Source organism: Streptomyces sp. NPDC046870 (genome assembly GCF_040704595.1).
In the GTDB taxonomy this organism is placed as follows: Bacteria; Actinomycetota; Actinomycetes; order Streptomycetales; family Streptomycetaceae; genus Streptomyces; species Streptomyces argyrophylli.
Window position 1 is genome coordinate 37,584 of sequence record NZ_JBEYXM010000017.1, and the last position, 11,976, is coordinate 49,559.

General features: G+C 69.2%; 11 protein-coding genes and 1 pseudogene. 1 reads left to right on the top strand and 11 read right to left on the bottom strand.

Annotation, left to right across the window (positions count from 1 at the left end):
• From AB0946_RS29030 to AB0946_RS29080, 11 genes are all read right to left on the bottom strand, one after another.
• Positions 1-825: a putative 2OG-Fe(II) oxygenase gene (locus AB0946_RS29030; protein WP_366763627.1), complete on the bottom strand. Its 825-nt coding sequence runs from the start codon at positions 823-825 to the stop codon at positions 1-3.
• On the bottom strand, positions 822-1,034 hold the full coding sequence (locus tag AB0946_RS29035; protein ID WP_366763628.1) for an MbtH family NRPS accessory protein: 213 nt from the start codon (positions 1,032-1,034) through the stop codon (positions 822-824). Before AB0946_RS29035 ends, AB0946_RS29030 begins: the two co-directional genes overlap by 4 nt.
• Positions 1,027-3,123 carry a SidA/IucD/PvdA family monooxygenase gene (locus AB0946_RS29040; protein WP_366763629.1) on the bottom strand — a complete coding sequence of 699 codons (2,097 nt, stop codon included), beginning with the start codon at positions 3,121-3,123 and terminating at the stop codon, positions 1,027-1,029. The genes AB0946_RS29035 and AB0946_RS29040 overlap by 8 nt, the downstream gene beginning before the upstream one ends.
• Before the next feature lie 118 nt (positions 3,124-3,241).
• The gene (locus AB0946_RS29045; RefSeq protein ID WP_366763630.1) at positions 3,242-4,345 is read right to left on the bottom strand and encodes a DUF6421 family protein; all 1,104 of its coding nucleotides are present in this window, start codon (positions 4,343-4,345) and stop codon (positions 3,242-3,244) included.
• Between the two features lie 103 nt (positions 4,346-4,448).
• Positions 4,449-5,471, bottom strand: coding sequence for an AsnC family transcriptional regulator (locus tag AB0946_RS29050; protein WP_366763631.1), 1,023 nt, complete (start codon positions 5,469-5,471; stop codon positions 4,449-4,451).
• Between the two features lie 74 nt (positions 5,472-5,545).
• Positions 5,546-5,839 carry a hypothetical protein gene (locus AB0946_RS29055; protein ID WP_366763632.1) on the bottom strand — a complete coding sequence of 98 codons (294 nt, stop codon included), beginning with the start codon at positions 5,837-5,839 and terminating at the stop codon, positions 5,546-5,548.
• A gap of 31 nt (positions 5,840-5,870) precedes the next feature.
• Complete coding sequence (locus AB0946_RS29060; RefSeq protein ID WP_366763633.1) at positions 5,871-6,062, bottom strand: hypothetical protein; 192 nt, start codon at positions 6,060-6,062, stop codon at positions 5,871-5,873.
• A 240-nt stretch (positions 6,063-6,302) separates the two neighbouring features.
• Entirely contained in the window at positions 6,303-7,199 is an 897-nt protein-coding gene (locus AB0946_RS29065; RefSeq protein WP_366763634.1) for an LLM class flavin-dependent oxidoreductase, read from the bottom strand.
• 503 nt (positions 7,200-7,702) lie between these two features.
• A complete protein-coding gene (locus AB0946_RS29070; RefSeq protein ID WP_171152111.1) occupies positions 7,703-8,221 on the bottom strand; it encodes a hypothetical protein in 519 nt (172 codons plus the stop codon).
• Positions 8,222-8,427: 206 nt separating this feature from the next.
• On the bottom strand, positions 8,428-10,776 hold the full coding sequence (locus AB0946_RS29075; protein WP_366763635.1) for a hypothetical protein: 2,349 nt from the start codon (positions 10,774-10,776) through the stop codon (positions 8,428-8,430).
• A gap of 19 nt (positions 10,777-10,795) precedes the next feature.
• A complete protein-coding gene (locus AB0946_RS29080) occupies positions 10,796-11,224 on the bottom strand; it encodes a hypothetical protein (protein WP_366763636.1) in 429 nt (142 codons plus the stop codon).
• Positions 11,225-11,590: 366 nt separating this feature from the next.
• Between AB0946_RS29080 and AB0946_RS29085 the strand changes: the two are divergent.
• Positions 11,591-11,883, top strand: a pseudogene (locus AB0946_RS29085) (IS5/IS1182 family transposase); the annotation flags it as partial.
• Positions 11,884-11,976: the final 93 nt, after the last annotated feature.

Genomic DNA, 11,976 nt, shown 5'->3' on the forward strand with positions numbered 1-11,976 from the left:
TCAGGACCAGACCTGGAGCGGGCCGCGCCCGGTCACGCCCAGGAAGAAGGAGAGACTGACCCGGCGGCCCTCGCCACCGATCTCGTTCACCGCGTGGAGGTTGCGCGAGTCGAAGATCACCGCGTCGCCGGTGCGCGGGCGGACCACCGCCACCGGCTCGTCCTCGACCACCTTCTCGTCATAGCCGTAGCCGTCGCGGAAGGGCTCGTCGGCCGGCCGCCAGCGGCGCCGGTAGACACGGGTCTCACCGCCCTGCTCGGGCATGGAGAGGTACCAGTTGAGGGTGAGGAAACTGGCCGGGGTCTCGTCCAGGATGCCCGGGAACTCCCGGACGACCTCGTCGAAATGGAGCTTGGCGCCGTTCGGGATCTCCCGGATCATCCCCGCGAACATGTCCCGGCCCCCGGACCGGGCGGGCACGACCTCGTCGTCCCAGGCGCGGCTCACCCGCTCCACGGCCAGGTCCATCGGGTCCGAGCCGTGGTGCAACCTCCCGCGCAGGCCGCGCGCCTCGTCCGCGATCTTCCAGTACTCGTCGGTCAGCGTGTGCGCGCCGTAGAAGTCGTACGCGGCAGGGCCGATCTTGGCGATGGGCGGGAAGATCAGGTTCTCGTCGTAGGCCCCGAACTCGCGGTGGTCCAGGCCCTCCATGATGTCGGCGCACTCCTCCTCGGAGGAGAAGCCGCGGATCCGTACCGCGCCGAGCACCCCGACGGCCAGCCGCAGGATGTGGTCCCGGGTCAGCTCGTCGACCGTCTCGGCGTCGAAGAGGGTGAAGATCGGCGAGGCGTTGGTGGAGACGTCCCGGAGCTCCGTCCCGCTCATCGTTCCCCCTCCATGAAGGTCCGGAGGCTGAGCGGGCGCATGTCGGTCCACAGCTCCTCGATCCGGCTCAGGCACTCCTCCTTCGCGGCGGCCTCGCCGACGGGCTCCCAGCCCTGCGGCAGCTCGCGGTCGGCGCGCCAGACCGAGTACTGCTCCTCGTGGTTGCGGACCACGAGGTAACGCTCCTGGGTCAGTGTCGTGTCACTCATGAATGCCTCCAATGGCGATGGGGAGGAGGGGCCGGTCGGCCAGGTCCCGGGGGGCGTCCTCGGTGATCAGGCTGAGCCCCACCGCGTACTCGATGAAGTCCCGTTCGCCGCGTTCGGTCGCGCGGGCCAGGGCCACGGCGGCGTGCCGGCGGTCGGTCTCGTCGCGGTCCTGCGACAGCTTGAAGCGGCCCACGATCTCGTCGATCTCGAACTCGAAGCCGACGATGCCGCCGATGATGCGGTCGATGCGCGGGTCGTCGCCGCGCAGCCGGTTGTCGGGCTCGGAGTGCTCCGCGATCCCGATCAGACCGCGCACCAGCGTGTCCCGGTCCTCGACGACCCGGACCCGGCCGCGCACGTGGACGGACATCGAGTTCCACGTGGGCAGCGGGTCGCTCGCGAAGAGGGCGGGCGGCATGTAGGCGTTGGGGCCGTGGAAGACGGCGAGCATGCGGCGGCCGTCGACGAGCGAGGCGTGCTCGTTCGCCCGGTCCAGGTGCCCGAACAGGACGCCCTTGGTGCCACGGGACCGGTCGAGGATCAGCGGCAGGTGGGTGGCGAACGGCTCGTCGCCGGAGCGCGCCGAGATCAGCGTGGCGAAGCGGAACCGCTCCATCAGGGCGTAGAGCTTCTCCCGGTCGTGCTCCAGGTACCAGTTCGGCGGGTACACGGCGGTACCGGACACCCCGGCCGGGGCGGAGACGGCCGGGCGGCCGGACGCGCCCGGCGACATCACCGGGCAGCCGCCGATGCCCGCCGGGGCCGGTACCCGGTCGGCGATGTCGTCCACGATCTCCTTGGAGCGGAACGGCAGCAGTGACAGCAGCGTGTCACCGAGGCCGAACTGCGCCTCGCCGAAGCCCTGGAGGTACAGCCCGGCCCGCAGCCCGGAGCCGGTACGGGCGCGGTAGCTGCGCGTGAGGGAGACACCGGTGCCGGCCTCCTCCGCGACGAGGTGGGGCAGCACGTCCGCGAAGATTCCCGGATCGAGCGAGCGGTCGTAGCCGGTCGCCAGGACCACGCCGTCGCAGGCCAGCACCTCGTCCGGGCGCTCCTCCAGCCGCCCGTGGAGGGTCGCGGCCAGCCCGTCGCCGTCCTCGCGGACCTCGCCGAGCCGGGAGAAGGAGTGGATGTGCAGCCGGCGGCGGCCCTTGACCTCGTCGAGGTAGTCGGTGTTGAAGAGTCGCTCCAGCAGGTCCTCGCGGACCACGCCGTAGTTGGCGTCGCGCAGCTGGGCGGCGACGACCGCGCGGTGCTCGGGCGCCATCCGGTAGAAGGAGTCGGCGCCGCCGGAGTAGAACTGCTCGTTGACGAAGGGGCTGTTGTCGGTCGGCTGGAGGCTGTACCCGGAGACGACGAGGTGGATCTCGGCCCGGTCGTAGTGGTGGAGGAGGTACTCGGCGATCTCGCCCGCGCTCTGGCCGCCACCGGCGATCACGAACCGGTACGGCGCGTCGTGGTCCTTGAACCGCTCCGGGAAGCGGGTCAGGAACTCGCTGGAGTGAATGACGGCGGAGACGTCGGCGACACCGTCCGGCCGGCCCGCTCGCCCGCCGCCCGCGTGGACGACGTTGCGGGCGTAGTGGGTGGTGCGCCGGCCGGTGGCGACCTCCTCGGTCTCGACGCGGAAGAGCGACAGGGTGCCGCCGCCGGCCGTCACCGGCGTCACGCGGTGCACCCGCGTACCGAAGCGGACCTGGTCGGCGAAGTCCTCGGCGACCCACTTGAGGTAGTCGTCGTACTCGATCCGGGTCGGCCGGAACTCGTTGAGGTTGACGAACCGCTCCAGCCGCCCCTTCGCCTTGGTGTACTGGAGGAACGAGTAGGGGCTGGCCGGGTTCCGCAGCGACACCAGGTCCTTGAGGAACGAGATCTGCATCCGGGCGCCGTCGATGAGCATGCCGGGATGCCAGGCGACACCCTCGCGGCGCTCGACGAACAGGCAGGACAGAGGCAGCCTCTGCTCGCGCGCGCACACGGCGAGAGCCAGATTGGAGGGGCCGAATCCTATGCCCAGGAGGTCGTAGGGGCGTTCCGCGGTCGTTCCCACCAGGTCCTCGCCCTCGGGGGCCGCGCCTTCGTTTCTCACAACTACTCCTCTAGAACAGTCGGCTCTTACGCAGGGCGATTTCCTGATGATGCCCGCACTGATCGGCCGGCGTGATCGACTGTGCTGCACGGTCGAACACCCCGGCCCGGTGACGTCGTCAGACGCCGAGTCGGGTCTTGACCTCGGCGAAGTAGGGAATGTGCCGGTAGTCGCGCGACTCGGTGTCGTAGTCGGTGTACCGGTTGGTGAAGTCGAGAAGGCGCTGCTTCACGACGTCGACCGGGTCCTGGTGGATACCGGATTCGATCCGCTCGATCTCCGTGAGGAAATCGCGCAGTACGTCGGGCAGCTTCTCGGTGAGCCGGATGCGGCCGTCGACGAGACCGATTCCGCCGTTCCCCTCGAGGTAGTTGAAGAGCAACTGGGAGGCGACCGCGTCGTAGTTCGGGCGCGGAATGCCCTCCACCGCGTAGCGCAGCAGACGCTCGGCGAGGATGAACTCGTACGCGGCCCGCGCCTCCTGGCGCGGCAGTTTCGTGTCGTGCAGGCAGACGAGCATGCCGGAGACGTCGACGCGCAGTTCCTCCAGGCCGGCCAGCGGCTTCAGCTTCTTCGCCGCGAGGTACTCCGGGATCGGCATGTCGCCCTGGCGGTGGTGGTACTCGTGCAGGCGGACCCACCAGGACGAGGCCTGCTCGACCTTCCGGTCGGAGGCGCCCTGGATCAGCGGGAAGCTGCCCGGCTCCATCACCTCGTCGATGAGGAGACGGGTGATCCTGTTGTGCCGCTCCAGGAACTTGTCGATGAAGTAGAAGATTTGGTCGTCCGGCTTCTGGATGCCGTCGATGTGGTTCTCCGGGAACAGCGCCACGACGACCCGGGAGCCGAATCCGGTGGTCTTTCCCGTGATGTTCACGGGCATGGTGTTGCTGGCGTAACGCTCGGCCAGATACGGGTCGGTCGGCAGCGTGTCGTACGTGAGGCAGTCGAGGTTCAGACGCGGGAAGTACGAGGCGTCGAAGAGCGAGAAGATGACGTTGTCGCGCCGGTTGTTGATGTGTTCCTTCGTCGCCTCCAGACGCTTTCCCGGCTCGAAGACGGCGAGGTCCTCGATGAACGCCTCGACCGCCGGCACACCGCGCAGCGCACGGCTGGAACCGAGCTGACGGGAGAGTTCCTTGAGTTCGGTCTCGTCCCGCAGGAACTGTCGTTCGGGGAGGCTCGCCCTGATGTCCTCTATTTCGGCGAATACCTCGGTCATGTCAGCCATGGAATACCCTTCCGAGAATGCACCCCGGCGGCCTGTCGGACCGGTCACGGGATGGTGAATGGCCGCCGCGGACGTGCGCCTGCAGGACGGCGGGTCAGCAGGCGTCGCGGTTGCGCTCTTCCAGCGCGGTGGCGAAGTCGAGCCACGCGTGGGCGTACTCGCGGGCGAGCGCCGCCACCGGGTCGATGTTGTGGGAGGGCACCCGCTCGGCGATCTCCGGGCACTCGGCCACGCCGCGCCGGCACCCGTCGAGCCAGCGGATCAGCCGCCGGCCGATGTTGTTGTAGCGCAGGGACGGGTCCTTGGTGAGCGCCGCGATGATCGCCGCCGGATCGGCGGGCGCCTCCCGTTCCGGCTCGGGCTGCGGGCGCGGCGGAGCGGTGCGGTCCTGCTCGGTCTCGTCCTCGGCCTGCGCCCGGCGGCGCCGGGAGACCGGCTCCTCCCCCGCCAGGACGCGCTTGCGGACGTCGTGCACGGTCGACGGGGAGACGCCGACACGCTGCGCGATGTCGCGGATGGACGCGGTCGGATCGCTCATCAGCAGCTCGTAGACCTTCATCCGGCCGCTGGAGCCGTCCACGGGCCGCGCCCGCCCGTCCTTGCCGACCCGTACGACCGCGCCGCCGGACTCGGCGGTCAGCTGGCCCCGGATGCGGCCGATGGTGCCCGCCGACAGGCCGGTCAGCGAGGCGATCATGCGGTTGGACCAGTGCGGGTGGGTGGTGACCAGGCGCGCCGCCGCGGCGGTGCGGTCGGTACGCGACAGGAGCAGGCCGCGGCCGTGCAGGGTGTTCAGCCGCACGGCCAGCACGAACGCCTCGTCGGCCGTGCCCTCGAACATCCGGGCCGTGATCTCCTGCCGGCCGCGGAGCACGGCGGCCCGCACCCGGTGGTTGCCGTCCACGACGCGCATGGTGCGGCTGTGCACGACGACCGGGGGCAGGGTGTCCCCGGCGGCGGCCAGCATGCGGCAGTGCGCGTCGTTCAGCCCGCCACCGCGCGGCGAGTCCCCGAACCGCAGCGCGCGGACGGGGAGGCAGACCGTCGGCGCGTCGTCGGCGTCCGGGTCGAGGACGTCGAGAGAAAGGGATTCCGGCAGATTCAGGGAGATGCTCACTCTTCCTCCGGGCAATTCTGCTGCGGCGCCGACCCGGTCGGAGTCGACGGAATTCCGCATCCGTGTGGCCGCCGTTATCGCCAGGCGCCGCGCACGACACAGGAATCGACATACCAGCCCGCCAGGGGCGGCATGACCATCACCAGGCGCCAGCACAGGGCGAGCGCGGATGTGGCCACCTCGGTCTGGTCTCCCCCGTGCATGAAGAGCACCACCGAGAAGCCGTCGGCGCGGTCCGCGATCCGTACGTGCTCCATGCCGTCGCCCTCTTGCGCGTGCGCCCAGAACGCGTCGGTCAGCGAGGCGCTGTCGACGGGGGCTTTGACCTGGTCGGCGCCGGCTTTCAACACGACGACGGCGGCATACATGGACGTGCTTCGCTCGGTGGCGGGGTACCGATCAGCCCCAGCCGAAGCCGGGCTCCGGGCTCTCGGTGACGCTCGCGTCGGAAGCCGGGCCGTCGGTGGTGACGGTCACCGCGGCGTCGGCGCGGCCGGTGCCGCCGGCGACGCCGGCGACCGGGACGGCTACGGCGGCGACCGCCGCGGCGGCGACGACAAAACGGGCGACGGAAAGCCGGGAATTCTTCACGTTATTCCTTCGGGGAATCGGGAACCAGCGGTGACGAGGGCCGTATCGGATGAACCGGCCGCTGTGGCGCTCGTAAGAAATACTGGCTCGCCGCCATGTCACTGTCAGTAGATGCCGCGTTGCACCAACAGGCCAGGCCGGATGGGGCCTCCCGTGCACGGGAGGCACCCCCGGCCCACCTCGGACGTTGCGGCGCTGGCCACACCCGGCCAAGCACGTTCGTGCCAGCCCCCGGAATCCCTAGTTACCGCTGAGTTGAGCGAGCCCCTCCGTCGCGATCCGCTCGAAGACCTCCTCCGAGGTGTCGAACATCGAGTCCGGTACGGGCGCGTGGACGACGATCTCGGTGAAGCCGAGCGCCTCGTACTTCCCGGCGAAGTCCACGAACGCGTCGAGGGAGGCCAGCGGCCGGTCCGGGGTAAGCCCCGTGAGCAGGACCCTCTCCAGCCCGGCCGGGTCCCTGCCCTCCGCCGCGCAGGCGTCGTCGAGCCGGGCCGACTGCTCGCGGATCGCCTCCATCGACTGCTCGGGCGTCCCGGTCTGCCAGAGCCTGATGTCGCCGATCGTCACCCACGCCTGACCGTGGCGGGCGACGACCCGCAGCGCCCGGGGGCCCGCCGCCGCGATGGCGAAGGGGAGACGGGGGCGCTGGACGCAGCCGGGGATGGTGCGGGCCTCGGAGGCCGAGTAGTGCACGCCGTCGTGACTGACCGCGTCCTCGGTGAGGAGCCGGTCGAGCAGCGGTACGAACTCCTCGAACCGCGCGGCCCGTTCGCGCGGGCTCCACGCCTCCTGGCCGAGCGCGGTCGCGTCGTACCCGGCGGCGCCGGCGCCGATGCCCAGGGTGATCCGGCCGCCGGAGACGTCGTCGAGCGTGATCAGCTCCTTGGCCAGGGTGACCGGATGCCGGAAATTGGGCGAGGTCACCATGGTGCCGAGACGCAGCCGCTCGGTGACCCCGGCGGCGGCCGTCAGGGTCGGTATCGCCCCGAACCAGGCGCGGTCGCGCAGACTCCGCCAGGACAGGTGGTCGTACGTGTACGCGGCGTGGAAGCCGAGCCGCTCGGCCCGTACCCACTGCTCACGGCCCCCGTCGTGCCATCGCCGGACGGGAAGGATCACAGTACTCAGTCGCATGCGCCGACCCTAAGCGCGCGCCCCTCCGGGCCGCCGGGGAATCAGCGAGCGGTGTCTCGGGCCCTCCGCGGGGCGCGGCCGGGCGTACGACCAACAGCGCGGCGTGGGCCGGGGGATGCGGCCGACGTGGGCGTGCACCCTGCACCACCGGCAACGACGCCGACCGGGTAGACGCCGCCACCTGGATCACCGACCAGACCGGCTACACCACACCACTGCGAGCGTGACCATTCCGGCCGACTGGGACAACGGCATGCCCGAGGCCGAGTGGAAGCTCGCTGCCGACGGCATACCCCGACCGGGTCCCCACCGGGGAAGGTTTCTCCTCACCGCCCGGTACGGGGGGCGGACCGGGTCGAAGTCGTTGGGCGAGCGCGAGGTCGGCGTGCCCTGGAGACGGGGCCCGTGCACCGCTCGTCCGCGGCACACCGCATACGGCAGGCGGCCCTCCTCCGGACAGAGCAGGCCTCCTGATCGTGCTCGTCTCCGCGTTTCGTCAGCGGCTACGCGGGATCCAGCACGGGCTTCGCGGGGAGCCCGCCGTTCTTCTCGCAGCGCAGTTCCCTGGCCATGGCCAGCGAGAAGGAATGGGCCACGGTCGCGTAGGCGTCCTTCAACGTCTCCCCGTCGCCCTCGGGTGGCTTGGGCATGCCCCCGCGCTCCACGCCGACGATGATGTGGGCCACTTCCGAGGAGGCGGACAGCCTGTCGCTCCGGCACGCGAAGAAGACGTACGCCTTGTCCGCCGCGGCCACGGCCCGCTCCCCCATCTTCAACTCGGTGAACTGCGGGGCCGAGGGGCCCGTCGGGGCGTTGTCGGCCAGGTCCCAGGTGATCCTGAGCTCGAAGTCCGGCGTACCGATGGGCGTGTAGACACGGCAGGCGTCCTTGGGCACGGTGGAGCCCGGGAACGTTCCGACAAGGCTCGCCGCGGCCTTCGCCACGGTGTACTTCTCCGCCGACGCCTCGAACCGCGACGACCCCGTGATGACCTTCAGTGCCTTGGACGCGTCAGCGGACATGGCATCGCCACCGCAGAGTTGTCTCCCCGCAACGACCTTGTAGTCCTGCGGAGTTTTCGGAGTCCCGTCCGCGTCTCCGCCCCCTCCACAACCCGTGGCCCCGAGAAACAACGAGCCGGCCACGGCCGCCGGGAAAAGCCCCCCGCGTACCGACCTACGACTGATCACTGTCCGCATCCTCACGTGTCCTCGGCCGTCTGCCGGCCTCAGCCCGTCTCCGGGTCGTTTCCCTGCTGGTTCTCCCGGTCGTTGCCGACCCCGTAGCCGATCAGCAACGATTCGTGCAGGTCCTGACTGAAAACGCTGTCCCTTCCCACACCGCGACGCTCCAGGAACTCCTCCATCGGGGCCTCGGCCATGCCTTCACCAGCGGAGTAAACCTTGGTCTTCTCCTCTCTTGTGAGGTCCTCCATCTTCTCCTTGTGCTCATCCACCGAGTTGTCGGAGACGTCGCCGACCATCTGGCCGATGAGCTGTTCGGCGGCACCACTGGCGGTGTCGGTCGCCAGCGGAATGAGAACCGCGGCCGTTCCCACGGCCGCGGTCGCGGGAAGGAAGGCGACGCCCGCCGCGATGCCCGCAGTGGCCCCGAACTCGACCCAGCCCGACCGCTTGGCGACCGCCTTCTCGTAGTCCTCGTGGGTCTTGAGGTTCGTCGCCTCCACCTGGTCGGCCCGGGACTGGTCGAGCATGCCCTGCACCTCGGCACCCACGCGCACGGTTGCCCTGGCAGCGCCCTCGTGAATCCTTCCGTCCGGGCCCACCGTCTCTTCCAGCGCACTGCGGGTGTAAACCTGCTCCGCGGTCGAGACCGTCGCGTAGGCGTCCGGGTGCTGGCCCAGGGTACTGAGGAAGCCCCGGACGACGCTCCGCCCGTTCCCGTCCGCGGTGTCCGCGAAGTCGAGGTGCCCGTCCGGATTCCTGCCCGGCGCGAACACGCTGTCCGGATCGTTCTTGTCCAGCGCCCAGTTGATGTCGTCGATGTAACCGGCGCCCATGACGCCCAGGCTGTCGGCCATCGCCTCGTGGTGCTTCTTGAGCAGACCCGGATCCGCACCGTACTTCTCCATGACCTTCTGCATGACCGCGGCGTTGTCCGCGTCCCGCACCATGCCAGCGTCCGGGTGACCGGCCGGGTAACCGAGAGTCGCTGCCTCCAGGGCGTGGCCGAGGGCGTCGGGCATCTGGTCGAGCGACGCCTTGGACTCCTTCTGATCAAGCGAGTTGACGTCGGGGAAGGACTCCCACTTCTCGTTGCTGAAGAAATCGAGGTAATTGTCGATCGCCTTGCCGTCCTTGTCCTTGCCGAGACCGGCCGCGGCGCCGTGGTTGACCGTGCCGTCCTCGTTGTACGCGGTCGGGGGGTCGGTGAAGAACTTCTTCGCCGCTTCGGGACTGTTGCCGAGCGCTTCCAGCATGGCGGTGGCCGGGTCGTAGCCGGCTCCGTTCACGCCGGAGGGGTTGAAGGGGTTCTTGAACGGACTGTTCACCACCTTGTTGTCGGCGAACATGTACGGGTCCTTCGCGTGGAGCTGTGCCACGTGTTCGGCGATCGGGTTGAGGAACCTCGCGTCGTAGTTCCCGTACCGCATGATCCCACCGAGCAGCTGGTATCCGAACGGCCCGCCGTAGTCGTTCTTGGCCAGCGGAATGCGCTCCGTACCCAACTTCCGAAGCTCCGGGCCCCACTTATCGGTGAATTGCTTGTCGTGGGAGGCGGTGGCCAGGTTGAGGCCGAGGTTCTTCTGGAGCTCCTGGACGTCCTTGAGGCGCTCCGGGTCGACCTTGCCGTACTCGTACGTGTCCGTGGAGAGCTGGCCGAAGAACGCGAGCGACTTCTCGGGGCCGAGCTTCTCGTAGAAGTCCTTGGAGAACTCCACCGACGAACTGTTGTCCTTCAGCAGCTCGTTGAGCTGCTGCAGTTCGGCGTGGGTGATGTCCCGGCCCTTGGCCGCCAGAGCGGCGGCGCGGGCGGCCTCCTCCTGGTCCAGCTTCGTGTACGTCGGAGCGCCGAAGTCCTTACGGTCGGTGACGTTGGCCTCGAGGGTGTTCTTCAGGGCAAGGTCGGTGTCGTTGCAGTTGTCGACGATGAGGTCGATCCTCTTCTGCCACGACTCGATGTTCCGCCTCTCCTGCTGCAGAAGTTCGCTGTAGTCGGGGTCGTGCCGCGCCGCGGGGATCTCGGACAACGGGTTCCGCGCCGTGACCCTGCCCTTGCCGTCCACGCGGATGCCGGCCGCGGGCCCCTCGTGGTCCCGGATGCTGACCAGGTCGTCCTTGGCCTTCTTGATGGCCGCGTGACCCTCTTCCAGGATCAGCTTCACACCCCTGGCCTCGGCCGCGGCGTCCGTGAACTCCTTGGCTGTCTTACCGATGAACGCTCTGGTGACCCCTGCGTTGACGCCCTCCCAGGCCGCCCTGTCCGCCTTCGCCTTCATCCCGTCGGCGGCGTCGGTGGCGAGCTTTTCCAGCTTCCCCGCCATCTCGGACCAGTCGTCGGCGGCGGCCTTCAGCTTCGCCACCGGGGCGTCGATGATGTCCTCGTACTTCAGCATGTGGTGCGTCCCCCGAGCCCTATTTCAGGTATTCCGTAAGCACGGAAATCCGCATCAGATCTCCCTCGATCTTCGCCTCGTCCTCGGCGTGCCGGGCCTGGCTGTAATCGAGGTGGTTCGAAATCTGCGCGCAGGCATCCAACAGCGTCTTCAGGTGCGTCTGCCAGAAATCGTGCACCTTCAGCACGGCCGAACCGCTCACGAAGTTTCCATTGGTCAGTGCCGTCGCCGCGTCGAACGTGGAAGAACGGGCGATGTCGCCCTCCTTGCCCAGCCGGCCCAGCAGGTCGTACGCATCATTGCCGATAGCACCGAGGTCGTCCCGATTGACCACCAGCTCCCCGACGCCACCACCTCCGCCACCGTCGGCCGGAACGCTGTCGATCCGCAGGGCAGTTCGTTCGGCCGCCGCCGCGCGCAGTCCGGCCCACTCTTGCTCGAACGTCATAATTCCCCCAAGTCCATCCGGGCAGGCCGTTCCACCGTACTCGCGCGGCCACCACCTGATCGGCTGTCACTTGTACCATCACCAGCCCACGGAGCGGACGGTAGTCGCTCCCTCCAAGCCCGGACGCCACACCGATCGGGCCACCGAAGTGCGCTGACCGAGCCGGCGTCGCGGCGGTACCCCGCCGGTCCCCGGACCAGTGGCTGAAGTCCGCTTCTTGCCGTGGTGAGGGCGGATCCACCGGTCCACGGCCGACCCCGCCCCTGTCGCTCTCAGCCCGTTAGACGCCCCTGCGTTCGTGCCGTGGGCCATGTCTGTGCGGCAGGTTTGGCCGTTGCGGGTGCGTGGGGGTATCACCGTGGGTCGTCGGATGAGTAGTGGGAGCGGATCGAGCCGCTGTTACCGAGGAAGAGGGTGCCGGTTCCGGTATCCGGGCCGGAAGCCGTTGCCGGCTGGCAGCAACCGCACGAGGTGCTGCTGACCGAGCTGAACGCGGAACGGAAGCTGGACTGCTCCCGCTGCGTGCTCGACTCCTCGGAAAAGGGAGCTTCACCGGCCCCTCGCCGGTCGACCGGGGCAGAGTCGGCTCCCAACACCACCTGATCACCGACGGACACGGCACCCCGCCCCCGATCATCTTGACCGGGGGAAGCCGCAACTGCGCTAGCAGACGAGGGCGCAACCGCCATTCGGTCCGTCGACATCGGACCGCCTCAGCGCCGCCATGCCACCTCCGAGCGCGGCGATGGACG

Bases quoted from the DNA above. Each gene is read 5' to 3' on its own strand.
- AB0946_RS29070 (WP_171152111.1), bottom strand. From the start codon at position 8,221: ATGTCCGCTGACGCGTCCAAGGCACTGAAGGTCATCACGGGGTCGTCG.
- AB0946_RS29035 (WP_366763628.1), bottom strand. From the start codon at position 1,034: ATGAGTGACACGACACTGACCCAGGAGCGTTACCTCGTGGTCCGCAAC.
- AB0946_RS29065 (WP_366763634.1), bottom strand. From the start codon at position 7,199: ATGCGACTGAGTACTGTGATCCTTCCCGTCCGGCGATGGCACGACGGG.
- AB0946_RS29045 (WP_366763630.1), bottom strand. From the start codon at position 4,345: ATGACCGAGGTATTCGCCGAAATAGAGGACATCAGGGCGAGCCTCCCC.
- AB0946_RS29030 (WP_366763627.1), bottom strand. From the start codon at position 825: ATGAGCGGGACGGAGCTCCGGGACGTCTCCACCAACGCCTCGCCGATC.
- AB0946_RS29080 (WP_366763636.1), bottom strand. From the start codon at position 11,224: ATGACGTTCGAGCAAGAGTGGGCCGGACTGCGCGCGGCGGCGGCCGAA.
- AB0946_RS29075 (WP_366763635.1), bottom strand. From the start codon at position 10,776: ATGCTGAAGTACGAGGACATCATCGACGCCCCGGTGGCGAAGCTGAAG.
- AB0946_RS29055 (WP_366763632.1), bottom strand. From the start codon at position 5,839: ATGTATGCCGCCGTCGTCGTGTTGAAAGCCGGCGCCGACCAGGTCAAA.